Below are 26,560 nucleotides of genomic sequence, written 5' to 3'. Positions count from 1 at the left end.
CAACATCATGCATTTTATTTAACAACGGCATATGAATCGCCAAACGACTTAAGAAAACGAGAAATATTCCTAAACTTAGGATCGCCCCAAGGCATTAATCTTTTCTTCGGCCATGTCACATAAAGGAATCTTTTGGCTCTGGTAAAAGCGACATACAAATTATTTTGTTCTTGAGTCAAATCGATTCCACCATTCCTAACAGCCCTATAGTCAGGAAATGTTTCATCATCCATTCCCATTAAGAAAACAATTTCGAACTCTTGTCCTTTCATTGTGTGAACAGTACTTAAGGTTATACCATTATGCTGAGTTAGCTGATGGGTTTTCCCTAATGCCATGTCATTCTTGAATTGATGAAGCGATTTGTTATCAGTTTTCTTTGCGTAATTAGCCCAGTGATTCAATAATTCGTTAATATCATCAATTACCATTTTTCGATCATTTTCATCATCAGCTACAACGTTATCCCTGAATTTCTCGAAAAGATTTTTCAGGTTACTGCCATCGACATTTAGGTTGACGCAAATTTCTAACAATTGTTTTTCTAAGCCAATCGGCGCTATTGAGGCAATAGCTGTTAAATCACCTATGTTATGATCATTAATTCCTAAATATTTTAATAAACGTTCTTTGTGCAACACATCCTGCGGGTTGATTTTTATACGCAATGCTAAATCAAAAAGCTTCATTAGTTCTGATTCAAACTTAATAGCGCCGGGCGTCATTTTGTAGTTGTATGGGATGTTATGTTCTCTGAGCGCAAGCTCCAATTTGTTGAAAACATATTTATTGCGGGCAAGAACCGCAATTTTTTCATAGCAAATACAACCTTCAATGTCATTATGATATTGAAGCTCAACTAATTCTTTTATCTTATTTATTATCCACTTGGCTTCTACTTGCTCATCTTCAAGCCCCTTTAACTCAAACTCACCTTCTTTAACAACATCTGCGAAACCTTCGTTTTCTGGCCTTATTACTTTTGCAGCAGCTAATACTTTTTTTGAAGACCGATAATTATCATTTAATTTGAAAATGGTCGGACCAAAGTCATTTACAAATTCTTTATCCATGAAATCCGGAGAAGAACCTGTGAAATGAAAAATGGATTGGTTAGGATCGCCGACCATCATGATATTTTTGTGCTCACCATTTGCAAGCGCGATGAGTAACTTATATTGTGAATTATTTAAGTCCTGTGCCTCATCAATACAAATAGCATAAAAACTCCTTCTGTATAATGCTGCAATTTTCGGTTGATTAATAAAAAGTGAGTAGGTCAACAATAGCAAATCATCAAAATCAATTGCATTTTGCGTACGCAAAATATCTTGATAGGTTTGATAAAGCAAAACAATACTATCGTCATTTGTATGATTATGCAGATCATCATCGGCTATAAGCTGTCTTTTTACGCTAGCGATAAAGTCTAATCCACGATAACGAAAATTCTGTTGATCTTTTTTGCTTTGATTTATGAATTCATCTCGATAAGAGGGTGTTTGTGCAATAGCCTGCTCTATCAACTCCAATCTATCCGCTTCCTCTTCAAAAATATGTGGCATTTTTGATAGGCCAACTAAACTGCCATGATTTTCTAACACATGCTGGCAAAAGCCATGAAAGGTTCCTATGAATAATCGGCTGTTTATTTCAGGTATATCCTCTAATCGTTGTCTTATTTCTTCACCGGCCTTATTGGTAAAAGTTAAAGCTAAAATCTGCTTTTTAGTTTTACCTAGAAGATAACGGATCCTTTCTGTCAGTACGCGTGTTTTTCCTGACCCAGCACTTGCTTTAACATAGATAGGGCCATCTTCTGCAATGACAATTTGTTCTTGTTTGGGGGATAGCTGAGCTTTAGTAGACATTAGGTTGAATCCCCACTGGTTAAAGTTTTTTCAATTTTTTTGAAAAGATCAACGATTTTAATAGGTAGATTCTTACCACTATTAACAATTTTCTCAGCGATTAATGGGCCAAACTGAGTTTTATCCCCAGTTAATATTTCGTATAACTTCTGAGCATCGAACAAATTAACTTCTGCTTCATCCTTATGTTTCTGGGCTCTTTCATGATGTTCATTTTCATAGGTTTTTAAAGATAATATTGCTCTTTTAATTTCCTCATGAAATCCATCACTAATAATCTGTTTCTCAAAGTCGTTGCCATTATCAAGAAAAATAACAACTTCATCTATAGATTTTGGCGTAGCAGAGTTTTTGATGTGCTTTTCAACCCAAGTTATAGCATCTGGCTCGGCATCGCTTAATATTAGCCATGGAATTGATAGCTCCTCTGAGAACCTTAAAAATGGTAAATAACTTTTGAAGCCACCGACTCCAACAAAATCAATACCCATCTCGACAGGGCTTTTTCCGAAATAATGATGGGCAAAAATAGGCAACGCTTGTTCTTCTGTTTCACCCTCGAAAAATACGAGTAGTTTAGAAAAAAATATTTCGCCTCGTGTATTTATGACTTGCCTATTTATTTTCCTAATTTCCTCAGATGTCAATAGTTCGGTTTTGATCTTTCCACAATGAACCGTATCGTCTTTATAAAAATTTCGTATTTGCTTTAAATCCGATGCTGCGGCAATATACGGTGAATGAGTAGAAATTATTTTTTGTCCTGGGATGTTGTTAATTTGCTCGTAAAGTTTCTTCTGAGCATTAGGGTGTAGATGGGCCTCTGGTTCTTCAATCGCCAATATGGGGAAAAATGGGGATTCTCCTGCAGCATTGTTATTAAGCAGCGTAATAAATGATTTAAGGGTTAAAAGTGAAGACCAGCTTCTTGTACCCATACCATGATATTCCATGGGAAAGCTATCTTTTTGATCGCTGTAATAAATTGATAAGCCTTTGCTCAAGTCGCGGAGCTTTTTAGTGAAAGGCGTAATATCAATGCCTTCACTATGGCTATCCATAGCGGTATCCAGTTCTTTTAGCGTGTTTTTTATTGTAGTTAAAATATCGCTGCTATTGACAGCTGTTTCATTGAGTGCCTTTATTTGAGCTTCTATATCTTTTATCGCATCCTCAGAATATTCAATTTTGGCAAGCATTTTGCCAATGTAAGAGCTCTTAAGTTTAATATCTTCTAAAATATCCCGTTGGGCATCCATATAGAAAAACGGAATTTCTTCAAATCCAAATGACATTTCCTTGCCGTCATCAGAATCGAACCAGTTTTTTTTATCCGCCGACTCAAAATCAGGCCATGTTTGAAGAATAGATTTCTGTGTCTTGTAGCTGTTTTTTACAGAATCGAAGGTAATGGTTGTTCTTGATGCAACAAACGAGTTACCTGAATCATCATTCCGAATTCTATTTGTAGTGAATAGCAATTCCCAGTCTTCAGAAAAATCTGAGGCCTTTTTATTTTCTTTCACTGGAACAAATAATAAGTCGATAATGATTTTTGGTGAGATTTGATTATCTTGTATATAAAAATCATCTTGAGATAAAAACAGCCTATTTCCCAAAGCCAATTGCAAGGCTTTAAGAAATGAGGTTTTACCGGAATTATTCATTCCAGTAATAACAGTTGTCTGCTCAAGTTCAACTTCGATATTTTTTAACCCTCTAAAACCTGCGATTCTGACTTTTTTTATTAAAATGCTCATATTAATTGCTAAGGGTTAAAAATTAAAACTAAGCCAACCGCTGATTACGCAACCGCGCAGACAAAATTTCCGCAGCATCCCTGACTTTACTGGCTTTAGTTTTAGCAGCAATAAAATCAGCCATGTCGATTAACAGCGGGCGGGCTTCCAGGAAGTTGGTGATGTCGCTGTTTAGGTAGTCCAATACAGTGTGTGGCTCTTTGTCTTGCAGCAGTTGTTGCAAGGCGATGATCAGTTTGCCGAGAACAGTGGTCCCGATTTCGGTGCTATCGGTGAGGTCGCGGGAGGCGAATTCTTCGACGCTTTTCAAGCGGGCCATGTTGGGGGCCATGCTGGCCATGATCTTGGTATAGTCCTCAACATGAAAGGCTTTGGCGAAGTTTTGATAGTTATCCAGTTTGGATGCGCCGGTGGTTTCCATGTCGAGCATACGCAGGTAGAAGCGTTGAATGCCTTTGACGGCGTTCCAGGTATCGGCTTGCAAGCCTTCCGGGATCAAAAGGCTGTTGGCAGCTTCCGAGGCTTGTTGGACGATTTCATCGACGACGGTAACTTGACCTTTTTGTTTGGGGCGCAAGGCAAAGCTGGTGACATCTTCGCCGCCAATGGAGGTGTAGCCGGTTAACACTTTCAAGGCAGCGGCGTAACCGGCCATTTGCAGGTCGGAGTCGTTAAACACCGGTTCGCCTAGTTTCTCTTCCACCTCTTCGTTGAGATGCAGCATTTGCTTGATCTGGGCTTCCACCTCACGGCGCACGGCAGGCAGGATTTTTTGTTTGAAGCCTGGGTTGTCGCCTGCCGGGCGTTTACGCAGCATCAAAATCACCGTGCCTTGTACATAGCCGCCTTTTTTCAGTTCGGAAGTAGTTTCAGTGGCGATATACCAGGCACCGACTACTTGCAAACCGGCCGCCCAAAAGATGCCGACCATATCCGACCAGACACCGGTATCCTGGTGGGTAAACATTACGCATTGCATGCCGTTATCGGGCATGTGGTTTGCCATGGCTGAATAGGCATCGACCATGCCGCGCCGGAAATCGTCGCCGCTACCTTTGATGGCTAATGCGCGGCGTGAATCCCAAACCCAATCTTCAAAGGGTAATGGCGGATTAGTTCGCAACCAAGCAATAAAAAACTCAGTAATTTCATGATAATGAACGGCGTCAGCATAAGGGGGATCTGTTATCCAGAGATCGGAATTTTTTGATACCCCATTTGCTGAAACATTCATCAACTCTATAGAGCTCAATTTTGGAATCGTTATTCTGGTAGCGACATCCTTACATCCCTCAAACACCGACTCCCAATAGCACCAACTGCGAACACCAAAATTGTAAAGTGGATTTAGAGCTTGATTAGAAAATGTTTCGACAATTTTAGGAAGTCGGCCAGGGCCTGGAAACACATCAATTCTACATAGTTTGCTGCCTCGCTGTACTCCATCAGGAAAAAAGCTAATTATCCCTGCATGTTTGTTTTGCAATTTTTCTGTTTTCTCTAAATATAACTTCATTCCTAACAGTTGTCTGGGCATGAATAAATGATGCCAATATGTCCAGCCACGCTCACGTTTCAATCTTGCCGTTTCTTCTCCTGACTCAATTGGCATATTGGCTGTAAATCCTTGCGACTGCCAGCTAGCTAAATTTTCGGCAACTATTTCTTGGACTTTTTGCTCACGTTGCAAATCCTCGACTGATATACCGGTGAAAAAGATTTCATTTCGTGCTTCATTTAATGAATCCTTAGTGATCCATTGAATACAGTACAAACGTTCCTGAAACACATCATCAGGCCTAGGTTTAAAATCTAGCTGTTCCCAACGACGCAAGCGATTTTGGTTATTGCCATCGATATCCCTGTAATCACCTCGTAATGTCTTAATTGGTGTTTGATAGGTTTTACCATCCAATGTGTAAACCAGAATGCCATCACGCACCGTGCCGAGTTCTGCCTGTTTCATCTCTTCGGCTGACACGCCAGTTACAACGGCCATGTCAAAGCGCTTCTGCTGATAATCTGGAATCAGTTTTGCCACAACGTTACGGGTTTTGGAAATGACCCAACTGGGCGACATCGGTACCAGCCAACCGGTTTCCGGACAGCGCGTTTCTAAGCAATACATATAGGCCTTTGCACGGTTGCCATAAGCATCATGCTCAATACCCAACTCGGTAATTTCCATATCGACCGCTTTGGCGACTTGACGTTGGGCTTGTTCAATTTCGGCCCGTTTTTCCGGGGATGCGCCGATGATATTCAGTGCTCCCCAGGTCAACATGCAGGCAATCGGATTCAAATCCGAGGCGTAGACATCGCAACCCAGTCGTGCCGCTTCAAACGGAATGGAGCCGCCACCACTGAAGGTATCGCCGACTTTGGGGCGGTGACCAAAGCGCAGCATGCCGAGTTGTTCAACCAGATCTTGATGCGAATGGGCGTTGATGCCCAGATGTTGATAATAGGCGTTGATCGTCGGCCAAACTGAGGCAAACAATTCGGTTTGATCCAGTTCTTCCGGGCGTTTACACAGCGCGGCGCGAGCTTCGTAGCTGGATAAGCTGCGCAGCATCTGTTTGTAGAGGTGCAGTTTTTTGGATTCGTCTAAATCACTTTGCCAGCGGACGGCAATGCCTTCTTCATCGGTATCGAATGGGGCAGTCCACATTTCGACTTGTGCTTCGGTCAGCTCTGAATTTTTGATTTTGTAGGAGAAATATTCCCAAGGATCAAATAGATCTAGGGTTTGCAGTATGTCTTTGGGCTTAAAGGCATTATTTGCTAGGGCACGTTTTGCCAAACCTTCTTCGTCGAAAGCCAACAGTTTTTCGTAAATTTCAAGGTCTTTTTCGGCATCATCCGTTGGCGGCAGTAAACAGCCCAACACAATCGCCCGCACCAAAATCAAGGGTTTGCGGCCTTTCCAATAAGAGCCGAGCGCAGTGAGGGTTTGCCCAGCACCGGCCTTACGTTCGCGTTGCGCTTCAAACGACACCTTTTGTACCGGAAACACCGATTCGATCAGTGCCGGGGTGTTTTGCAAGGCGAAGGGTGTAAGGCTGGTCATAGTCGGGATTACTTAAAAAATTAAACTAAAAATTGTGGTTGGCTCGGTAGCTTACTCAAAATCAAACAAGCTGAGCGATCCTGTTTCGCTATCTTTGATTTTGTCGCGAGATGGAATCTGAACAGACTGGGGCTTGAAGGATTCGTTTTGCGCGACATCACCCAACGCATGACGCAAGGCCAGACGCCAACCTTTGTCACCGTCGTTGACACCACCTGTAGTAATGGCGGTCATGCCAAACAACCACCAACGTTCTTCGGGACGTAAGGCCAGCCAGTTGCGGACGGCAATGGGAATATGATCGAATTCCATACCTTCGATAGCCCAAGCCAAAATGCAGAGTTCTTTGCCCAACAAGCGATCTACGGGATTTTCGCCGACTTTCCAGGTGGAGGTTTTTAGATTGCGTTCTTTCAGCCGAACATTGAAAGCCCGTTGTACTTCGCCACGAATGGCAGTCCAGCGGGTGCGTTCCAATAGTACACGCGGTATTTCACTTTGCGATTGGTCATGCGTTTGCATGCCCAGATTTTCGACGACGCTGACCGAACCGGTATTATTACGTGGTATCTCTACGACAAAATGATGCGGATTGCTGGTAGCCGGTACGCCAAAACCCAGGGTTGGATGGGAAATTGGTTGAGCGACATCTTTCTTGCGAGTGGCCATTGATTACGCTTCTTGAATCACATCGCCCGGCTTTAATTGCATGCCGCTGATTTCTGCAAACTCTTTGAGAGCAAAACCGTCGCCGAATTGGATGCCACCAACGATGTTGATGCTGACCTGAGATTGATCGTCATTTAATACTTTGCGTAAGCTTTCGATGGTCTCTTCGATAATTTGGGCAGTGATTTGCCGCTCATAAAAGCGGATTTGCACGGTGTTTTCACCTTCGCCAATTTGGATGCTGACGCCTTTTAATAAGGTGTTAGTTCGGTCGCGGAAACGATTGATAACCGCGTAGACTTTTTCGGTGTTATCGAGGTTGATACGTTTGGTTTCAGGTAAGCGTGCCGGCTTGGTGTCATCGATCCGTACTCGATCATCTCCGGTTGCCGGAATACTGAACTCTTGGCTTTTATTCGCTTCGCCTGCTTTCGCAAATACCAGTAAACGGTAGGCATCGGCACCAATTTCAAACGGCGCTTCGTAGCGGGTACCTTCTTTGGGGTTACTGCCATTGAGCGTGTAGTAAAGCTCTGCTTGCGGCACACATTTCAGTTCAACGCGGCGCTTATCGGCTGCAGCACGCACTTCATGGCGAATGATCAGGTCGGCCAGCCAGCGTTTAGGTTCGCCGATTTCGTGTTGGCCTTCATTATCGACGGCCAGGAAATACAGGGTTGCAGCGGTGGTAGTGAAATTATCCAGATCATCGACCACGGGGTCAGTGGTTGAGACCTTGGGCGTGTGGGAGTAATGGACAATAGGACTGGCTCCGCAGTTGCGAGGGGTCAAGGTCAGAATGGCTTCCCCAGATTCTTTGTTGGTACTTTGCTGGGCGATATTGAGGGTAGTTTTGTCCTTGGGGAATGGGCCTTTTTCGATATAGCCGTCTTCGCCTAGTCGCCAGCGACCTTGTTTCATGGCTTCAGCTTTCAGCATGTCCATGCCCGCTGTGCCGGGCATCCAGGGCCATTCCGGGTTGTTTTTAGCGCGCATTTGTACGTCTTTCCATGGGGTGCGACGTTCGCGTTCCGGCCAAAGATACACTTCGGCTTGGGCTAGATAGTTGTTGATGTCGTTTTTGACATCCAGTGCCAGTTTGTAATTAGCACGGGGACTGGCGAGTAATTCTTCGATTTGTTTTTCCGCTGACTGATCGCCGGTGCCGACTTTAAGGCCGTTATCGATGGTGACCATTAACAACACTTCTTCGCCAGTACTTTCGTCAACACCTGGGAAATAGATACGGTTGTAGGCCGCGGACAAGGCTTTCATGAAACGTTGTTCGCCATCTTCCAGACGTTCGCGGGCTTCTTCAAACAGCGTATCGCCGTCTCTGAGATGTTTGACGATCTGTTCAATGGCATACAGCTCGCGCAAGCGTTCTTCAACGACTTCGGCAAAGTGGCTGTCCTGACCGGATAACACCAGCAGGTTGTTTTTTTCTTGCTGGAACATGAAAAAGTTATTGAGCTGCTGAGGTGGCAATTTGCCATCCGGACGCACGACGATCAACACTCTAGGACCCGTGAGGCGGATTTCGTCGAGCATCGGTAACACTTTGAGCTCTTGGTAGGCTGCTTTGCTGACTGGCTGCAATATGCCAGTTAAACGGTTGATCAAGGCTTGATCGATTTTAGGTTGCGGAATATCGCGGGCGTTACGCTCGATTTTGCGAGATAGGTTTTCGGTATCTTTAATAAAGTAACGTTGCTCTTCGCGGTGCAGATACCAAGCGTGTTCCTTGAGCTTTTCCAATGCGGTTAAGAACTCGTCAGGCTTGCGATTGGGTGCGGCAAGAAACTCGATAATTTCGCCTTCGGTTAAACCGATGCGCCCCCCAACAGCCCTGGATAATGACGACGCCAATAATAGCGTGCTGACTTGAGTAGCAGCATCGCTGGATAAATCGTTATCGATTGATTGAGCAACGGCACTGCCATTATCGGCGATGTCATGACTCATAGCCGGTTGCAAAGCGGGGGCAATCCGATTGATTTCGTCTTTAACATCCATATCGCTGATATTGAGATGCTGGGAACCGATCAGGAATACATCGTCTAGCTCACGGTCTTCGACACTTTTAAGTAAGCGGGCAGCAAACTGCATTAAACCGCGTGTTTGCCGGAAGCCTTCATTTTCCTTAAACAAAGCCACCAGATGTTTAAAGGCTGGGTGAAACGGGTAGGTTTCGCGGGCTTGTTCGGCAATTTGTTCGATACTGGTGGCGGTGATATAGCCGCCGTCAGTCGCCGCTTTGATGCGTTGGGCATATTCTTCCGCGACATCATTGATGACGCTGTCATCCGGCAAGCTGAGGATTAGGCGCTTTTTGAGAATTTCGTAAATCTCGTTGCCCGCCAGTTGTACCGGGGTAATGGTTTTAGCTTGGCGGCGAGTTTCCTGTTGCAGGTTGGCAATGGTTTCGGTCAGCGCTTTGGTTTGTGAGGTGTAGCTGCCAGACAGATTGGCAATGACGATACAGCAGTTATCCAGTTCCAGGGCGGCACTGAGCAAGCAACTGATCGAGTAGGTCACCATGTTGGCTAGCGTGCCCTGACCGATGACCTGGGTGGTGGCATTATCCAGATACGGTGGCAACTCATCGATCATGATCAGCGTGGGTTCGCTGCCGATAATCTCTTTCCATTTGGCTTGATCGACGCTTTTGGGACCGTTGATCCAGTAAGGTTTGATTGCTTCTGCTTGACCTAGTTGGGTGGCAATTTCACCCCAGATAAAGTTGTCCGGATTGTTGCGACCATTGAAGGCGGCGATACGGGCTTTACCGAAGTTGATGCGTGAGGCTAGATCGTTTGGGAGTATTTGAGAGCGAAGTTCGGGATGTCTAGCCAGCAGACCTAAGGCAATCATCATGTGGGTTTTACCACCACCCATTGCTTGCGTCAGCTCGAAAACCGCCTGGTCGGATTGTCCGGATAAGCGCAGCATGCCTTCACGAAACAGCTGATCCATGCCTTGGGTGATGAAGTTTCTAGCAAAAAACTCCTGACCATCGCCTTCGTCTTTAATCAAGTCAGCCAGATTTTCGATGGCTTGACTCATCCGGTAATCGCGGATGATTGGATTGAATACGCAAGCCTGTTTGACGGTTTTGATCATGCTCCCTGGTCCTTTAGTGTGATAGCTGCTGAGTTCTAACGTGTAACAAATTATGGGTATAAACAGCTTATTTTGACATCAGGAGGTTGGTTTGTCTTATGTTTAGCGGAAGGAGATCGTCGAACGGGAAAACTGCGAAGTCGTATCGGCGTTTATGAATGCCTACATCGTCAATTGTACCGCGACAAAGCGACGCCACACTGGTCAACGATTGGGTGAATAATCCTAGGTATAATAATGAGCGGTGTATTGCTGGTCTGGGCAAAATCAATAAACAAACCTATCGGTTCAGCCTTGCGTCGGCTAAACTATTGCCGAGAGGGCAAAACAATGACGATTTTCACAATAGGCTACGAAGGCATCGATATTAATGCATTTCTGGCACTTTTAAAAAAATACAGTATCGACACCGTAATCGATATCCGCGAATTCCCAGGTTCACGTAAACCGGGTTTTGCGAAAACCGCGTTATCTAACTTACTCAACCTCTCAGGAATAGAATACTTGCATGTCGTGGCGTTGGGTTGCCCAAAACCAGTCAGGGAACAGTATAAGCAAGATAACAACTGGAAACGCTACACACTAGGATTTTTGGATCACCTGAGCAACCAAGATCAAGCCATCGCGTACGTGGCGGACACGGCGACCTACTCAAATTGCGCCTTACTTTGCTACGAAGCCGATTATCGTTTTTGTCATCGATCCATGGTGGCAAATGCCGTCCGGCAATATAACGGGATCGATATCGTACATATCAACTCGGCCGAAACTAAAACAAGGAAAATTGCGTCACCTCCTGCGGCTGTGGCTTAGGCGGGTAGATCAAGCTAATAATTAGCCATTGGTGCTGAAAACGGTGCTGATTACCCATCAAGAACATGAGGTCTTTGCTTGGCAGATCAACTTCCATCTTGGCGCGAAATGGCACTTCCCAATTTGGCCCGTGCTTGTAAAAACAATTCCAATAGAGCGCGCCTGCCTCCCAATCGACAATCTTATGTTGATATTCCTTCTCGCCGTCCGCCGTTTCGCAAAGGTAATGGTAGTAAAAATCGAACGGTAATTTTTTCAATGTCGCAATGTCGCGTTCCGCGTCCTCTTGCGAAAATAGGTCGCCCTGCATCTGTTCCCGCATTAGTTTTTCTTTTTCTTCCGGCGTCCACTCCAGGCTTTTGGCTTGGACAATTTTTAGCTTTAAGACTTTTTTCGGTCGCAGCAGCGCAAGCGATAGACCGTCGTCGATACGTGCACGTTCGATGGTGTCGAAGCTATTAAACGATGGAATTTGCTCTATCCAATGCTGCCTGAATGCCCAGTTCTGTTTGGTTTCGAGCTTTTCGCCGCACGCCAATGTATCCACATATAGTCGATAGCTTTCTACACGATGATCCTGAGTTGCCTTGCGGGTTCTAACATCAATCCACTGCCATTTACTAAATTGCTGCTTATCCTCGAGTAATCGGAATGGCACTGGATAAAGCCGTCGCATCAGCCCCTTATCGGATATTCCGGCGACACAAGACGTTTCCATATATTTAGAACTCGGCGATGGATAGGTTTTTGCGAGAATTAGAATCCGTTCGATGGAAGAATTTGGCACAGGTGGTCCTTATACATGATCGGTTTATTGATTAATTTGGTATTTATTCATCTGAATCCAGTCAGGGTCGTTAATTCTTCGGTCGACCGAGACAAGGCCTACTTTAATCAGTAGCAAAGCGAAAGATAAACGCAAGCTCACTTCCAATAGCTACTTTTGCCTCAGACTCTTCAAATGAAAACTCACAGTGCTCGATTTCGTTTCGTTTTCTCTAAATGGTCTTCAGCGCACGGAGACGCGGGTCAACGAAGACGGGGCAGGTCTTGGAATCAAGCACAAATGTTACCTTGAACGACAAGTACGTATTCTACTTCCGCCAATATAGTTAATGGCACTGGTATCTGCAACGGGTCGTTTGCGTGCCCTCGACACGCAACGTAAGCAACCCGGACCTTAGAAGCGTTGTCGGACGGTCTTATCTGCTGATGCTCATTAGCACGAATCCTTAACTAACCGCCAGCCGGCTTCAGCTTCGATGTTCAAATACTATATTTCCATGACCACCATCTCTCTTAAACCTGTCAAGACAAAGTGTAGTGCTAATATTTATTTGACGCCAAGCTCAAGCGTTAGCCCAATAGAGAATTAAGCATTGCAGATTGATACGTTGTTATAGCGTGTAACTGAAGAAATCAAAAAATGCACTGGCTTTAAGGGCTGGTGCATTGTCTGTAATGCCATTAGCTTGCAGTTAAGCTAACCTGACGGGGTGGTTTAGATGTTCTCAACGGATTCGAACGATCCTGGCCGACCTGATAAGCGTTTATTCCCTGCTTACTGAATAAGCGATCAGCCGAACTATCTATAAAATGATTTAGCTATGGCAACTTATGATTTTTGTTCAGGAGTCTGTATGACATTAAGCCTATGTGGTTATGAACTAACGGTGGCATCCATAAGATATACGGATGCCACCGGCAATCACGGTATCGGGGCTTATTACGCGGCTCTAGGTCTACCCACAGTACTGGTCCTTGGAGGTAGTATCTCACCACGCCCAAAGGTTCTGCCGTTATCCGGTGTCAGCATACGCACGTAATGATCGACTTTTATCAGATATGCAGCAGCCTGCTTCAGATTGTTGATCTTCTCGACATCGCTATAGTGGATCATACCGATACCAAGATAGTGGTAGTCTTCCTTATTAACGTTGCAGTTCCAGTAGGAACCACGTCCATTGGTAATAATTGAGTGCCAGTATTCACCGATCTGCCAAGCAAGGTAGACATCGTCTCTGACCTGAGAACCATCAAAGAACAAGACTAAGTGGTAATGGTATCCCCGCTCAGGTCCGTACTCCAAGGACCAAATGTAGCCGACCATATCATCGAACAAGCTATTCATCTTGGCGTTGTTCAATAGATGATTAAAGTCATATTTCGCTTGCCAGTACTTCTTCTCGATGTCATCTCGACTCATGATGGGACCATCCTCATGCAAATCCAACCTAATCACAACCAATCGGGAGTAATGCTCGAACAAGGAGTCGATATAGCGCATCATCCCTCCATGGATTTTATTTGCGTTGCGATGAGCCTTGTAGATAAACGCTTTGAACTCGAAGGTGCCGGCGACTTCCAGTATCTGAGTGACAAAGGTTTTCATTCGAATGATGAGGTCTAACATCACTTCATAGTCGACACCCATCTGGTACAAGTCGTTTGTTTTTTTCAGCGATCGTTGATGTTCTATCGCTGATCGAAGACTACAGTCCAAAGCGTTATTAACGAATATGCTTACATAGGGATGAAAGCCATGGATCGGAAACTCTTCTTTGATCTCGTAGAGATATTGTTCAACTAGGGTCTCGATAGAGATCGCTAACTGAGTCAGTTGCACCTGTAACAAGCCATTACCCTGATCTGTGACGATGTAGAGCGGGTCATTAGGTTGACTGATGATGGTTTGTGTCAATTGGCTGATTTGAGCGAGTTGATTGCTTAATGTGTTCATAATAAAACCTCTTGGGTTAAATGGATTTAGTTATGAACCTGCACTGCCTTGATATTGATGAGATGGATTGTTTTGAGCAATCCATCTTTCTAAAAAACAAGTAATTGTATGAGAGATTGCTAAGTCTGCTTCAGTTTGATGTATTAGTTGTTTAATGGGTAGCCAGTGATCGGAGTTTTTAAGATGCATTGATATGTAAGTTAATAAGGCGTGTGAGAGTGCCTATTATTTAATAACATACTAATACAAAAATATCTTGCCTTAAAAACCCCTAGCGTTCCTTGATAAGAATACTCAATAGGCGCTTGATCGCTAGCAAAAATAAAATCTATTTTTTATACCGAGTTAGTGCAAGTCCATATGATATACACTACGGTTTATTTTATTGAACTTGATTCTAAGTTCAGCTGATGGCTCTAACTTGGCTGATTTATATCCAAGTAATAAATTCGGATTTCCTCATACTTACTTTGTTGGATTCAAATTTTCACTTTGTCAGGCAGTCGATATTGTGTATATCTGTCTGTGCCGATTCCGATAAAAACCGCCACCGATTTCGATTTCAAAGCAGCAAAGCATTCTGATTGCAAAGCGATCACCGGCCCTGTTACTAACCCTGCCAGATATTGAACCCCTTCTAAAGGCCACCATGCAGGTGGAAGTAGTGGGGGAACAGCTTTGACAAATGATGCTGTTCGTACTTATAGCCAGCTCACTTTTTCAGATATGTAAAGTGCCCACTCGTCTATTGGCGATTGTCGGCTTCCGGCGGAACTGGGTCGCCCGCGTAATCTCGGCTTTGACCCAACAAAGCGCTCCGGCTACTAGGTACTACTCAACCATCACTCACTAACGCATCGATTCCAATGTTTCACAGCATTAGCATTGGATATGCCGACTTGTTTGCCTCCCTGTGCTTTCAGGCCCGGCAGACGCCAGGCCCGAAAATGATCTCGTCTGTTCAACTCTATTCGGTTAGTAGCACTGAACACCAGGTTGAGTTCGAACACTTGGTGTCAGACTTCGACGAATTGCTCGTTCTGGTCAAGACTCCAGCGCACCAGCTGATCGCCTATCGTGTCCCAGATCAGCCTTAACATCATAACGATGGTCAATCAGGATAGCCGCTGCAGGATAAAAAGCGGCTTAGAAATACTGTTCGACGGTTTCGACCTATTTCCTTTAATTTATCTAAATGCACGCATTAAGCATTGAAAGAATATTAGCTTGACTTGCTAGTGGTTAAAGTGATTATAATTTCACCTGGGATTTTTGGATTTGGGGCTCAAAAGGGGGCTTATGATGGCTATTTATCATTTCGTTGCTCAACGCATTACCCGCCCGAAAGGGCGAGGAATTGTTGCAGCTGCTGCCTATCGTTCGGGGCAAAAGCTGTTGGAAGAAAAAACCCAGACCGTTTACGACTACCGGCATAAATCCAAGATCGTTCACTCTGAGATCGTCGCTCCATTATGCGCACCTGAATGGGTGTATGACCGGGAAGTGCTGTGGAACACTGTTGATAAAATTGAAAGACGCAAGGATGCTCGGCTTGCTAGAGAACTCTTAGTCGCATTGCCTCTTGAGTTGACCGAGGGGGGGTACATTGATTTAGTACGCACTTTTGTCGTTAAAAACTTCGTTAGAGAAGGCATGATTGCTGATTTTGCCATCCATGCCCCTAGCAACAAAAAGGGTGGAATAAATTTTCATGCCCATATACTTCTTTCGTTACGCAGCATTAATACCGAAGGTTTTGGAAATAAAGTACGCCAATGGGATCATGTCTCATTTCTGTATCGCTGGCGTAAATCTTGGGCGGAAGAAACCAACCGAATGTTGGAATTAGAAGGCTTTGAGTGCCGGATTGATCATCGCAGTCGGGCCACTAAAGAATGGGAGTTGATGCAGGAATTGGAAACAAAATCACAGGCAATCGAGATTGAATCCCAGTTAACAAAATTCGATCAAGACGCTGGCACCATGGTAATCGAGGATATGGCAAATGAAGATCTCATCGCCAGCGACTCCAGTAAAGCTAACTCTATACTGGGAGATGAATTATGCCAGGAGGAAGCAACAGAGATTGCCAGGCAATTGGGTAGCGAGGAATGGCTTGATCCTCAACACAATTTGGAGATTATTCAAGAGCATCGCTTGTTGTTCAAGGGATTATCCAGCATGAAGCTTGACCCCGAACATTTTTGGAAAGATAGCCTTGAAATGTTGACACTATTGACTGACCAGATCAAAACGCGCATCGAGAACATTGAAACTCTCTGTCAGCATCTACAAGAAGGCAAAGTCAAAGAGTGGCTAAGCGCCCTCCATCGCCTGGAAAGTGCCTGTCTTAAGCAGTACAACCATCAGATACTCGCAGATATTCTTGAAGTGAAAGATGCAATTGAGTTTGCATCTGAAATTTCCAATCGGCGTCATTTAGCCGAGTATTGGCGGGAAATGCATTCTAAATATCTCGCTGAATGGCATTTTCACGCCGTTACAGACGAACGTTATCGCCCATTAACCGTTAAAGCTGATAAATTGATCAATAACCTGAGAACTGAATATCAGCTTAAATTAAATAAACTCTATTTTAGTGCGAAACACGAAAAATGGTGCGCTGATAAATTAAACAATGAAATTGCGCAATTCAAACAGCAAATGACTAATGAGTGCAGAAAATTACTCGGGTTACAAAAAGATATGGCTCAGGAAAGAATCTTAAGCCGGTAAACTACGAATAGTTATTAAGTTAATCCTTTGAAAAAGCTGATCTGTTTTAGGTGATTCCAGTAAAGTAAAGGCTATTTTGAGGGGCTAAATTAATAAGCCCCCGGCTCTGCCGGGGGGGGTGATTAACTAAAGTGGAGTACATTAAGTTATTCCGCGTTTGTAGTGCTGCTAAAACGACTTCATCAAAGGCTGGAAACCTTCACCGGAATCGCTGACCGCATTAACTTAGAGCGGGTGACAATATTCCACTTGATTGGGTTTCGTTGGCAGCGTTGGCCCGGCAAATAAACTTTTCTGTGCATTGGCATTAATTGACTTCGCCTCAATAATTCAGGATTCAGATAATACCTTTGTAACGAGCCCAATATAGGCCTGATACCGTGATTAAAAACAAGCAAATGATCTTTTGATGCCAACATTATTTCATCCGCCGTCATTAGGGGACGAGAAACATCGGCAGTAGTTATCGAATGATTGCTGGATGAGTTACTACCATAAAACGTAGCCGGTCCCGTTGCTGTTCCTCTGTTGAAGGTATGACTTGTAACCGTTGTATTACCCAGCATTTCTGAGATGAACTTTGCTGTTTCGATTTCATTGATACCATAATAACATTGCGTCCCGGTATTAGAGAAAAACGTTGTCCAGGATTTTGGGTAATGCTGTTTGAGTTGGCAAATATCCTGAACAAAAAACCAGAATCGTACGTTATAACCGGCAATGAAACTTAATGCTTCTTCGATAGGCCTCATGTAACCTAATGTTGAGAACTCGTCTAATAGAAAAAGCACGGGTGGCCTATTATGACGAGCTGGATTATTCATCAGGTGCTTATTGTGTTGCTTCAATTGTCTCATTGCAATACCTATAAGCACCCTTAGAACTGAGCGTGTGTCTGATAGGTCTGGTTCGTAATTGATGTAAATCGTTGTATAGCCATTCGCCAAGTCGGTGAATTCGAAGTCATTCTTGATGGCTTGCGATACATCTTCAGCTGGCGGCTTTTTGTAAGTCGCGTTTCTAATGCGTGACGACTTCCAGATACTTAACTGAGAAACATACATCGCAAATACCGATTGTGCGATTTTCCCCTCTCCTGCCTCCAGCCTCATAAATATTGCAGCCGAGTTTTGAACCAACGGCCTTGTCGACTTCAACATTTGTTTGAGAAAAATACTGAAGGCTTTAGGTTCAACAAAAAGCAACCGTACAACTTCATACATGCTCCTTTCGCGCACACATACCAGATTTTTAAGTCGTACTTCCTCCATTTCGTCCGTATCTAGGGTATCTAGCGTATCAAGTGTCATATCTTGATCAAATTCAGTAATTTTACTCGTGGCAACGTAGAGTAAAACGCCCGCTAATATGGAATGCGCTAACGTCTCCCAAAATACATCTCCCGTATCTCCGCTTGGTGTAATCAGCATTTCCGCTAAAAACAACGCATCATCCTGCTCGCTTGCCTGCTGTGAAAGCGTCATGTTTTCAAAACAAACATCCAACTTGGTCCGGATACTTGAAAGAGGATTATAGACATTAGAATCCTCCAATTCTGGATCAAAACGATACGCAGCATGACCAAGTTCCAGAGTTCGACAACCCGATGATTTCCGACAAAGCTCACCTTTGGGGTCATTGATTAAGCACCCCCCTTCATAATTCAATAAAGTAGGCATTAATTGCCCCGAACTCTTCCCTGCTTGCGTTTTACCTACCGTCAGTAAATGATTACTTGAATGCAACTCATTATTTAACGAAGGTGTTCTGCCATAAACTTGATATGTATAACCATTTTTGTCTTTTACGATTCCGACACAGGGAGCAAGTGTTCGCCCTTCGCCGGGATTGCTTAAACCGTTTGCAACTAACTCGTTTGGGTCTGCGAATTTTGCTGAACCGAATGTTGTTCGCGAAAATTCATTAACTTCCGCTTGATTTGGCTTGAGCAATGGGGGTTGCACGTAGGATATTGGCGCTAATATTTGATTACTTTTGATCAATTGTGTATTCATTTTTCTGTCCTTACGGTATTAGTTTAGTAACTGCTTCGAATTGGAAGCAGAATCAATTTACTTAACTGTACGGAAAGGTCCATGATCGTCGCTTTATTGCAATCAACATTGATTTCGAGTTGTGATTATGGTGGGAGCATGTGTCTCAATTGTTTGCATAAGAGTTAAACTTAGCGATAGCTGTTTATTTCCCCAGACCGCAATGGGGCTTAACCAAAACTACCAACTATTTGATAAGTTCGATCCAATCGGTGGGTAAATTCTGGGTAAATCGGATATACAAGGATATGCACAAATAGACAAAGCAACGTGAAGGCTATTTGTTTTAGTTAAATTAAATCAATGAGTTATATATTAATATAGCACTTTTAATGCGATGGTCGTGCGTTCGAATCGCACACGACCCACCACTGAATACTTTAAGCTAATCAATAGCTTATCAACTGGATTGCCGTCGAGTTGAAGCAACATAACAGCAGTAAGGCGCAAATTTAGGCGCACTCTGCATTATTTGCTCCAATGAGGTGGCGTAATGAACCAGCAAAATCTATCCCTTCAAAGCTCACAAAACGATGTTTTGTCCGAGCAACCTTTTCAAGAACCTCAAAACTCGCAAGAAACGCTCACAGATTTTCACGTCGAATATTTTTGCGTGTCCGATCCCGAGAGCAAGTATCACAGCCCGTTATTTGCCACCAAGGCGCAAATCGATGTTGTCATACTACATATCCGCCAAACCTTTCCGAACGCCCACGGCGAACACCGAAAATCCTATTTCCGATCTGAACAAGATGCTGGCCGACAAGAATTATTGTCTGAAATCATGGGTGCCGGCCCGGAATATGACCAGCTGCTTGAGCTGCTAAGGCAACGGTTTGCGCCTGATGTCGCTATCCAAACTAATCAAATCGGCGAGGGCGTGTAATGGCATACATCCGACCTTTAGCCAACGGCAACTTCCGCGCCGATGTCCGCCTTAAAGGCATTGTCAAAAACAAAACCTTCCCAACGGAAAGCCTCGCACAAGCTTGGGCCGATAACATCGAGAACGGCATCAAGACTATTTTGAACCTGGATCAGGCGCAATTAATGGCCCTTTCAGAGGATGAAATTTGCGCCTTGGGGGGCGAGGGTCTTTTCAAGCAGTTGGGTATCGATCTGTTTGCAATCCGCCATCAGGCCAAACTGGAAGCGATTAACGCCCTATCCAAAAAAGAACTGTTACAGCTTTCCGTGCAAGAAATCGAGCGTATGGGAGGCGCCGAACTATTCATCAAGGCTGGCAAACGCATCCGTTACAAAACTTTTCGAGACGTCTGCGACGAATACCTGTCCCGTTGGGGTAAGAAGGACTATCAAGGCCAGATGCAGCGGGTTGATTACTGGTGCCAGTTTTTCGGCGACCGCATCATGACCGACATCGATATTTTCGACATTCGCGAACACATTGACGACCTGATCGACGAGGGCCAGCGCGCCACGACCATCAATCGCAAGAAGGCGGTCTTGTCCAGCGTCTACAAATTTGCCCTGAGTCGCGGCTATGTCGATGAAAACCTAGTTCGGAGCGTGGTGGTCGATGATGACACTAAGCGCCGGGACCGGGTATTAAGCGAGGCCGAACGTAAGCGATTACTGAAAGCCAGCCGGGAATCTCACTGGGATAAGCTTTATTTGCTGGTACTGATGGCCATGACTACCGGTGCCCGTAAAGGCGAACTGATGAACTTGCGATGGAACGACGTCAACTTCAAGGACAGCAGCGCCTTTCTGGGCGATACCAAGAACGGCACCAGTCGGGAGCTGTATTTAGCGCCGGTCGTCATGACCGAGCTGAAACGCCATCAGGAAGTGGGTACCGGTTTGATCTTCCCGTCGGTCGAACTTCCTGAGCAACCGATGGATTTTCGCAAGGCGTGGCGAAACGTATTGAAAGCCGCCAATATCGCTGACCGGGACATCCTGAACCCGGACGGCAGTGTCAAGCTGGAGAAATTCACTTTCCATTGCCTGCGGCATGGCTTCTGCTCGGCGTTGTCCGACTCCGGCAAGGAGATCAATCAAATAGCCAAGCTGGCCGGCCACAAAAGCATTCAAACCACCATGCGCTACATTCACCAGGGACGCGACCAAAAGCGGCAGATCGTCAACGAACTGGCTCAGGCCTTTAACTTGTAGATCCGTTGAGCCAACCTTACCCGGTCGGGGACAGGCGGCGCTATTAGCTGCTGGGTTGGCTTACCTTCTATATTATTTTGGGTCTTTTATTGTAAAGCGTAAAGCAACGAGATACACTTAATCATGATCAAAAGTTTCCGCCATAAAGGCATTCAGCAATTTTTTGAAGCCGGATCCAAATCGGGCATCAATGCCGAACACGCTCCAAAGTTATCCCGGCAATTGTTATTGCTCAACGCCGCCAAAACGCCGCAAGAAATGGATGTCGCCGGCTGGAAGCTCCATCCGCTAAAAGGCGACTTGGTTGAGCATTGGGCCGTCAAAGTTAGCGGAAACTGGCGCCTTACCTTCATGTTCGAGGGTGAAGACGCCGTATTGGTCGATTATCAAGATTATCACTGACAGGTAAATACCCATGACTATGTTCAATCCCCCACACCCCGGCAGCATTTTGAAAGAGGACGTGTTACCCGAGCTGGGTATCGGCGTCACCGAAGCCGCCGCTCAGCTTGGTGTTTCCCGCGTCGCATTATCGCGCGTGGTCAATGGCCGGGCGGCGATCAGTGCCGATATGGCGATCCGCCTTGAAGCCTGGCTGAACGGCCCGACCGCCGAAACCTGGGTGCGTATGCAAGCCGAATACGATTTATGGCAGGCCCGGCAGAAGCCCAAGCCCAACGTCACGCCGATTGATCGGCCACACGCGGCATAACGAATATCAGAATTAACCAGCCTATCCCGACGGGGAGAAAAGCGGCGTCATTAACCGCCTGGCTGGTTATCCATTTTTAATGATATTGCACTTAATGGAGTGAGAAATGGCTACCAAAAATCTATTAGAAAAACTTAGAGTTGGGGAAAAATATGGCCTTGTTAAAACTATAGGTCTGGACTATCAGTTTAAAGGAGTAAAGAAAAATTTTGAAGCTCATGGGATTTCTGGATTGGAAAACATATTAAGAAGTGATGAAATTTTGAGCAAAGACACGCGCGATTTTATTGCTGACGTTATAGTTGGAAAAATTAAAAGACCTAAAGGACGATATTCAGATAAAGAACGAGATTTCAATATAGCGTTATCAATAGATGATCACCTAACTGCTGGAGATAACCTAACATCGCATAAAGATAAACCTGGAGCGGCTCAAATTGTCGCAGACAGATATGGAATCGAAGAAGATGCTGCGATAAAAATTTTTCAGAGAATGAAAGATAAAGTTGACGAATTTAAAGCAGATATGGATGCCACCGAGAATTTTTAGTGAAAGAAAAACTCCTGGAATAAATAAATATTTGTTTCCATGACATAGATAAAGCATATCAATACCATTGTCGAAAACTACTTCAAACACCTTGAAATTAGGAAGAGACAATGCCAGAACAACAGCCAACAACGTCACTAGACGACATCCAACCTTATCAGGTTATTCCCGATATATATCCTCATCTATATTCAAAAAAAGGCTGGGGATGGGCTGTAAAGCAACGCAAGCACAACGGCTTAGCGAAAGCCTTTCGCAAAGTCGGCAAACAGCTATTCGTTAATACTCGCGTATTAGCCGAATGCATCGATTCCCAGTCTGATACCTGAACCGCATATTAAATGCGTTGCAATGCCTTTTGTTTTGAGGCTTGCATTTAATTAGGCGCAGAAAAAGGCGCAAATTCCCGGTATCAAAGTCTTCAACTCGACGGCAAATCAATAGAAGAAACACCGGAAATGCGCCCAACGTGCGATGTGGATTTATTCCGTCTTTTTGGGCGGTATTGTTGGGAGGTTACTGTGAGCGATCCAAAGAAAATCAAAGATATTTTACTTGAAAATGGTTTATTTCAAACGATTAGCGGTGATTATATTGCCGCCTCGATAATCGGTCGAATAATCCCGAATCGTAAACATGGCACTGCTGTTTGTAAAGATAAGAATGGCAACCGCATAGCAATTTTGCGTTGGCCGAAGGAATAAGGCAGCAAGATGAGTTTTGATGCCACCAAATGGGCATGGGCTCAAATTCGAGCCGGCAGTTTGCCGTTTCGAGCAAGGCTCGTATTGCTGACGCTAACCGACCGCTATAACGATGACTATAAACGGTGCAATCCAGGTATCGCCTGTCTCAGTAACGATACCGGCATGCACAGGGAAACTGTAATGGAGGCAATAAAGCAGCTTGAAGCGAGCAATATTATTTCTGTTACCCGAAAGTGCGGCGCCGGGTCATCGTACAAGTTTGTCGGATTTAACTATAAAAACCAGTCGGCAAATACCGACCAGTCGGAGAATGCAGACCAGTCGATAGATACTGACCGGAAGCAGTCGGCAGATGCCGACCACTTGAGCCCTGAAAACCAGTCGGCAAATATCGACCAGTCGGTAAACTCCGACCCAGACCGGTCGACAATTACCGACTCCAACCAGTCGGTAAACACCGACACTAACCAGGAAATAGAATCAATAAATAAAACCAATAAGCTCGGAAGCAAAAAAGCGACTTCAGCTTCAAGCGATGAACTTGGAAGGTCATTTGCTGAGTTTTACCATGTCTACCCCAAAAAGAAGGCCAAAAAGGAAGCCGAAACCGCATGGAGAAAACTCAAACCTGATGAAATGCTGTTTGCTGAAATCATGTCTGGATTGGAGCGTGAGATAAAATCCCACGATTGGCTAAAAGAAAATGGGAAATACATTCCTCACCCGGCATCTTGGCTAAACGGTAAGCGCTGGGAAGACGAAATCAATTCGTCGCCATCGGCAACTGATGCCAGCGGACCAACCTCAAGCTGTTTCCTTGGCATCGCGGGGTTGATATGAGACCGGCCGAAATCGCTCAATTGCTGGCCCGTAATGCCGATGCGGTTGCTAAGCACCTGTTGCCCAATGGCAAGCGTGAAGGCCACGAGTGGCGCTGCGGATCGGTGTCCGGTGAAGCAGGAAAAAGTCTTGGCGTTCGCCTTCACGGGGATAAAGCCGGTATCTGGTCGGATTTTTCGACCGGCGAATCTGGCGACCTGCTCGACCTCTGGCGCGAAGTGAAATTCCTCAGTATGCCGGAAGCGATGGCCGAGGCAGCATCCTGGCTCGGTGTAAACCCGGAAGGCAAAAAACCGCAGTTCGCCCGGCAGCAAAAGGTTTACAAAAAACCGACGACAAAGCCCGTTGATGCCTTGCCCGGTTCACAGGCGTGGAAATACCTGACTCAAGAGCGAAAGCTTTCCGAAGCCACACTCAAGGCGTTCAGAGTTGGCCAAACGCCAAAATCGGTATTGTTTCCCTGCTATAACCCAACCGGCGAACTGGTCATGACTAAATGGCGCCATATTGCCGGCAAAAAATTCGGTGTGACCGAAGCCGACATGCGTCCGGCCTTGTTCGGTTGGCAGGCGATACCGCCGGATGCGCGATTCGTCGCCATCACCGAGGGTGAAATCGACGCCATGTCGCTGTTTGAATATCAAATACCGGCCCTGTCGGTACCGTTCGGCGGCGGCAGCGGTGCGAAGCACGATTGGATCGAGCACGAATTCGACAACCTGGAACGGTTCGATGTCATCTACATCGCGATGGATACCGACGACGTGGGCCGACAAGCCGCCGCCGAGATTATCGACCGCCTTGGCCGTCACCGATGCCGCGTTATCGAATTGCCGCACAAGGATGGCAATGACTGCCTGCAGGCCGGTTTGTCGCTGGCCCAGATGCAAGAGTTGTTGAGCAAAGCTAAAACCCTCGACCCGTCAGAATTGCGCAACGCCGCCGAATATGTCGATGGCGTCATTGCCGCCTTCAACCCCAACCAAGCCGAAATCGGCTTTGCCACGCCTTGGAGCAAATGCACAACCCTGTATTTCCGCCCGGGAGAATTGACGATTCTGGCCGGCGTCAACGGGCATGGCAAAAGCGAAGGCGTTGGACACATCACCCTGCATGCGATTGCTCACGGCATACGCGCTTGCGTGGCGTCAATGGAATTCAAGCCTCAACGTTGGTTGCAGCGATTGGTTCGGCAGGCCTCATGCGTCGATAAACCAGCCGACGCCTATGTTGCAAAAATCATGCAGTGGCTTGGCTATGGTTTGTGGGTGTTCGATGTTTCTACCACCGCCAAATGTCAACGCATGCTGGAAGTGTTTGCCTACGCCAGACAGCGCTATGGCATCAATCTCTTCATCATCGACAATTTGTCGAAACTCGACATCGATCCTGACGATTACAACAAACAGAGAGACTTTGTCGACAAGCTGACAGACTTTGCCAAAGACCACGACGTACATATCATCCTGGTTGCCCACCTTCGCAAAGGCAACAACGACGAACAACCTGGCGGTAAATTCGATGTACTTGGCGGTGGCGCGATTACCAACCTGGCCGATACCGTGTTGATTTGGTGGCGGAACCGCAAGAAGGAGGAAAAGTTAAAACAGCCAAACCTCGACGATATTGAAGTCGCCCAAATCCAGAAAGAGCCAGATGCACTCTGCCTATGCGAGAAACAACGCAACGGCGAGGACGAGCCGCGAATTGCTCTTTGGTTTCACAAGGCCTCACACCAGTTCCTCAGTGCTCCCGGTGTTGCACCGCGGAAGTACGTTCACTACTCGACCGCTGAACAACCCAACAACGACTTAGCTGGCATTGACGCGGAGGTGTTCTAGTGAGCGTCTTGCACTTCGTTACCAGCCTTCAGTCATCGGGATTCGCTTTCGCTGCCCAAGGAGATTCGCTTGTGATCAATCCCGCGTCCCAGCTTTCCGGCGATGAGCGTGACTACATCCGGCAACACAAGCCGGAGATATTGGCCTTCATCGCCGGAAAGTCGCCTCGACAGTTAGTCGATGAATATCCTCAGCCAATTGAAGTCTGGACGCCGCTCGGCAAAGGTTTTTTTGTCAAGGCTAACTCGGCGGAGCATGCCACCAACTTAAGGCGTTGGAACCCGGCTCCGGAATAAACGAGTTCAAAACCATTTTTTTAAAACCCAAAAGGGGAAAAACCATGAAAGAAAAAACGTTAGATCGTAATGACCTCAATGTGGCGCAACGCTTTGTTTGCCACATTGGTCCTGTCATTTCTGCCTTGAAAGGCATTACGGAAGAATTGGAGCTCGACTTCGACGACGATGACTCAACGCTGAAAATTAACGAGTTCCAAAAATGGCTTGAGTCTGAAGTTGAAAGACATCAATCCACTTTGGATCGCGTGCCTAGCCCGGGCATTGGTCAGCCGCATGATTTGATTCCTGCCGCTGTTGCTAGAGTTGAAAAGCTGAAAAACGAAATATTTTTACACGATTGGGCGGTGGAAAATTTAGCGAAAATTCATTGCACAAACGTTGAACTGCTGATGCACAAGGGATTCTCCTTATTCGAAATAAATGGGATTTTGCCGGACGAGGGCATCCATTACACGCCACATTTTGATGAGTTAAGGGTGTTGAAGCCTGAGCTCGAAAAAATCGAGGCGTTTATTGCCGGCGATGGCGAAGATTTCAGTTTGCTGGACGGTACCAAATTAGCATGTTTCGTCCAGGCACCTGAGTTCGCCGAGTAGAAATTCAGATTCGGAAAGTTATGCCGCTCCGCCTGTCCGG

The 26,560-nt window shown here is 45.5% G+C and carries 21 protein-coding genes; 13 read left to right on the top strand and 8 right to left on the bottom strand.

Annotated elements, in window-relative coordinates; all coding sequences use genetic code 11:
- Positions 1-14 precede the first annotated feature (14 nt).
- From QLH52_RS12060 to QLH52_RS12040, 5 genes are read right to left on the bottom strand one after another with little or no spacing between them, the layout of a single operon-like run.
- A complete protein-coding gene (locus tag QLH52_RS12060) occupies positions 15-1,871 on the bottom strand; it encodes an ATP-dependent helicase (protein WP_319961717.1) in 1,857 nt (618 codons plus the stop codon).
- The gene (locus QLH52_RS12055) at positions 1,871-3,631 is read right to left on the bottom strand and encodes an AAA family ATPase (protein ID WP_319961716.1); all 1,761 of its coding nucleotides are present in this window, start codon (positions 3,629-3,631) and stop codon (positions 1,871-1,873) included. Before QLH52_RS12055 ends, QLH52_RS12060 begins: the two co-directional genes overlap by 1 nt.
- 28 nt (positions 3,632-3,659) lie before the next feature.
- The gene (locus QLH52_RS12050) at positions 3,660-6,701 is read right to left on the bottom strand and encodes an anti-phage-associated DUF1156 domain-containing protein (RefSeq protein ID WP_319961715.1); all 3,042 of its coding nucleotides are present in this window, start codon (positions 6,699-6,701) and stop codon (positions 3,660-3,662) included.
- 51 nt (positions 6,702-6,752) lie between these two features.
- Positions 6,753-7,370 carry an anti-phage-associated DUF3780 domain-containing protein gene (locus tag QLH52_RS12045; RefSeq protein ID WP_319961714.1) on the bottom strand — a complete coding sequence of 206 codons (618 nt, stop codon included), beginning with the start codon at positions 7,368-7,370 and terminating at the stop codon, positions 6,753-6,755.
- Between the two features lie 3 nt (positions 7,371-7,373).
- Positions 7,374-10,493: an anti-phage-associated DUF499 domain-containing protein gene (locus QLH52_RS12040; RefSeq protein WP_319961713.1), complete on the bottom strand. Its 3,120-nt coding sequence runs from the start codon at positions 10,491-10,493 to the stop codon at positions 7,374-7,376.
- 237 nt (positions 10,494-10,730) lie between these two features.
- Between QLH52_RS12040 and QLH52_RS12035 the strand changes: the two genes are divergently transcribed.
- Entirely contained in the window at positions 10,731-11,306 is a 576-nt protein-coding gene (locus tag QLH52_RS12035; RefSeq protein WP_319961712.1) for a DUF488 domain-containing protein, read from the top strand.
- Here QLH52_RS12035 and QLH52_RS12030 read toward each other — a convergent pair.
- Both QLH52_RS12030 and QLH52_RS12025 read right to left on the bottom strand, forming a co-directional pair.
- A complete protein-coding gene (locus QLH52_RS12030) occupies positions 11,263-12,024 on the bottom strand; it encodes a hypothetical protein (RefSeq protein WP_319961711.1) in 762 nt (253 codons plus the stop codon). The genes QLH52_RS12035 and QLH52_RS12030 overlap by 44 nt on opposite strands.
- 1,008 nt (positions 12,025-13,032) lie before the next feature.
- Positions 13,033-14,046, bottom strand: a complete 1,014-nt coding sequence (locus tag QLH52_RS12025) for a YagK/YfjJ domain-containing protein (protein WP_319961710.1) — start codon at positions 14,044-14,046, stop codon at positions 13,033-13,035.
- Positions 14,047-15,345: 1,299 nt separating this feature from the next.
- Here QLH52_RS12025 and mobQ point away from each other — a divergent pair.
- Positions 15,346-16,782, top strand: a complete 1,437-nt coding sequence (mobQ, locus tag QLH52_RS12020; RefSeq protein ID WP_319961709.1) for a MobQ family relaxase — start codon at positions 15,346-15,348, stop codon at positions 16,780-16,782.
- A 182-nt stretch (positions 16,783-16,964) separates the two neighbouring features.
- Here the strand turns inward: mobQ and QLH52_RS12015 are convergent, their stop codons facing one another.
- Positions 16,965-18,797, bottom strand: a complete 1,833-nt coding sequence (locus QLH52_RS12015) for a type IV secretory system conjugative DNA transfer family protein (protein ID WP_319961708.1) — start codon at positions 18,795-18,797, stop codon at positions 16,965-16,967.
- A 532-nt stretch (positions 18,798-19,329) separates the two neighbouring features.
- Between QLH52_RS12015 and QLH52_RS12010 the strand changes: the two genes are divergently transcribed.
- From QLH52_RS12010 to QLH52_RS11960, 11 genes are all read left to right on the top strand, one after another.
- The gene (locus QLH52_RS12010; RefSeq protein WP_319961707.1) at positions 19,330-19,722 is read left to right on the top strand and encodes a hypothetical protein; all 393 of its coding nucleotides are present in this window, start codon (positions 19,330-19,332) and stop codon (positions 19,720-19,722) included.
- A complete protein-coding gene (locus QLH52_RS12005; RefSeq protein WP_319961706.1) occupies positions 19,722-20,975 on the top strand; it encodes a tyrosine-type recombinase/integrase in 1,254 nt (417 codons plus the stop codon). The genes QLH52_RS12010 and QLH52_RS12005 overlap by 1 nt, the downstream gene beginning before the upstream one ends.
- Before the next feature lie 123 nt (positions 20,976-21,098).
- On the top strand, positions 21,099-21,377 hold the full coding sequence (locus QLH52_RS12000; RefSeq protein WP_319961705.1) for a type II toxin-antitoxin system RelE/ParE family toxin: 279 nt from the start codon (positions 21,099-21,101) through the stop codon (positions 21,375-21,377).
- Between the two features lie 13 nt (positions 21,378-21,390).
- A complete protein-coding gene (locus QLH52_RS11995) occupies positions 21,391-21,687 on the top strand; it encodes a HigA family addiction module antitoxin (protein ID WP_319961704.1) in 297 nt (98 codons plus the stop codon).
- Between the two features lie 106 nt (positions 21,688-21,793).
- Positions 21,794-22,237 (top strand): hypothetical protein, encoded by a 444-nt coding sequence (locus QLH52_RS11990; protein ID WP_319961703.1) that lies wholly within the window; start codon positions 21,794-21,796, stop codon positions 22,235-22,237.
- A 110-nt stretch (positions 22,238-22,347) separates the two neighbouring features.
- Positions 22,348-22,566 carry a hypothetical protein gene (locus tag QLH52_RS11985; protein ID WP_319961702.1) on the top strand — a complete coding sequence of 73 codons (219 nt, stop codon included), beginning with the start codon at positions 22,348-22,350 and terminating at the stop codon, positions 22,564-22,566.
- A 192-nt stretch (positions 22,567-22,758) separates the two neighbouring features.
- Positions 22,759-22,941 (top strand): hypothetical protein, encoded by a 183-nt coding sequence (locus QLH52_RS11980; RefSeq protein WP_033158434.1) that lies wholly within the window; start codon positions 22,759-22,761, stop codon positions 22,939-22,941.
- 9 nt (positions 22,942-22,950) lie between these two features.
- The gene (locus QLH52_RS11975) at positions 22,951-23,784 is read left to right on the top strand and encodes a helix-turn-helix domain-containing protein (RefSeq protein ID WP_319961701.1); all 834 of its coding nucleotides are present in this window, start codon (positions 22,951-22,953) and stop codon (positions 23,782-23,784) included.
- Positions 23,781-25,625 (top strand): DnaB-like helicase C-terminal domain-containing protein, encoded by a 1,845-nt coding sequence (locus tag QLH52_RS11970; RefSeq protein ID WP_319961700.1) that lies wholly within the window; start codon positions 23,781-23,783, stop codon positions 25,623-25,625. The genes QLH52_RS11975 and QLH52_RS11970 overlap by 4 nt, the downstream gene beginning before the upstream one ends.
- 71 nt (positions 25,626-25,696) lie before the next feature.
- Positions 25,697-25,921 carry a hypothetical protein gene (locus QLH52_RS11965; protein WP_319961699.1) on the top strand — a complete coding sequence of 75 codons (225 nt, stop codon included), beginning with the start codon at positions 25,697-25,699 and terminating at the stop codon, positions 25,919-25,921.
- Between the two features lie 44 nt (positions 25,922-25,965).
- Complete coding sequence (locus QLH52_RS11960; RefSeq protein WP_319961698.1) at positions 25,966-26,520, top strand: hypothetical protein; 555 nt, start codon at positions 25,966-25,968, stop codon at positions 26,518-26,520.
- Positions 26,521-26,560: the final 40 nt, after the last annotated feature.

Source organism: Methylomonas defluvii, assembly GCF_033949435.1.
GTDB lineage: Bacteria > Pseudomonadota > Gammaproteobacteria > Methylococcales > Methylomonadaceae > Methylomonas > Methylomonas defluvii.
The sequence above is the reverse complement of the archived record's forward strand: the minus strand, read 5'-3'. Positions and strand labels throughout refer to the sequence as shown.

What these genes read in the sequence shown, in the direction of transcription:
- QLH52_RS12010 (WP_319961707.1), top strand. Translation starts at nt 19,330, where the DNA reads ATGAACCAGCAAAATCTATCCCTTCAAAGCTCACAAAACGATGTTTTG.
- QLH52_RS12035 (WP_319961712.1), top strand. Translation starts at nt 10,731, where the DNA reads ATGAGCGGTGTATTGCTGGTCTGGGCAAAATCAATAAACAAACCTATC.
- QLH52_RS12055 (WP_319961716.1), bottom strand. Translation starts at nt 3,631, where the DNA reads ATGAGCATTTTAATAAAAAAAGTCAGAATCGCAGGTTTTAGAGGGTTA.
- QLH52_RS12025 (WP_319961710.1), bottom strand. Translation starts at nt 14,046, where the DNA reads ATGAACACATTAAGCAATCAACTCGCTCAAATCAGCCAATTGACACAA.
- QLH52_RS12050 (WP_319961715.1), bottom strand. Translation starts at nt 6,701, where the DNA reads ATGACCAGCCTTACACCCTTCGCCTTGCAAAACACCCCGGCACTGATC.
- QLH52_RS12045 (WP_319961714.1), bottom strand. Translation starts at nt 7,370, where the DNA reads ATGGCCACTCGCAAGAAAGATGTCGCTCAACCAATTTCCCATCCAACC.
- QLH52_RS11985 (WP_319961702.1), top strand. Translation starts at nt 22,348, where the DNA reads ATGCCAGAACAACAGCCAACAACGTCACTAGACGACATCCAACCTTAT.
- QLH52_RS12060 (WP_319961717.1), bottom strand. Translation starts at nt 1,871, where the DNA reads ATGTCTACTAAAGCTCAGCTATCCCCCAAACAAGAACAAATTGTCATT.
- QLH52_RS11970 (WP_319961700.1), top strand. Translation starts at nt 23,781, where the DNA reads ATGAGACCGGCCGAAATCGCTCAATTGCTGGCCCGTAATGCCGATGCG.
- QLH52_RS12030 (WP_319961711.1), bottom strand. Translation starts at nt 12,024, where the DNA reads ATGGAAACGTCTTGTGTCGCCGGAATATCCGATAAGGGGCTGATGCGA.
- QLH52_RS12015 (WP_319961708.1), bottom strand. Translation starts at nt 18,797, where the DNA reads ATGAATACACAATTGATCAAAAGTAATCAAATATTAGCGCCAATATCC.
- QLH52_RS11960 (WP_319961698.1), top strand. Translation starts at nt 25,966, where the DNA reads ATGAAAGAAAAAACGTTAGATCGTAATGACCTCAATGTGGCGCAACGC.
- mobQ (WP_319961709.1), top strand. Translation starts at nt 15,346, where the DNA reads ATGATGGCTATTTATCATTTCGTTGCTCAACGCATTACCCGCCCGAAA.
- QLH52_RS12040 (WP_319961713.1), bottom strand. Translation starts at nt 10,493, where the DNA reads ATGATCAAAACCGTCAAACAGGCTTGCGTATTCAATCCAATCATCCGC.
- QLH52_RS11990 (WP_319961703.1), top strand. Translation starts at nt 21,794, where the DNA reads ATGGCTACCAAAAATCTATTAGAAAAACTTAGAGTTGGGGAAAAATAT.
- QLH52_RS11995 (WP_319961704.1), top strand. Translation starts at nt 21,391, where the DNA reads ATGACTATGTTCAATCCCCCACACCCCGGCAGCATTTTGAAAGAGGAC.
- QLH52_RS12000 (WP_319961705.1), top strand. Translation starts at nt 21,099, where the DNA reads ATGATCAAAAGTTTCCGCCATAAAGGCATTCAGCAATTTTTTGAAGCC.
- QLH52_RS11975 (WP_319961701.1), top strand. Translation starts at nt 22,951, where the DNA reads ATGAGTTTTGATGCCACCAAATGGGCATGGGCTCAAATTCGAGCCGGC.
- QLH52_RS12005 (WP_319961706.1), top strand. Translation starts at nt 19,722, where the DNA reads ATGGCATACATCCGACCTTTAGCCAACGGCAACTTCCGCGCCGATGTC.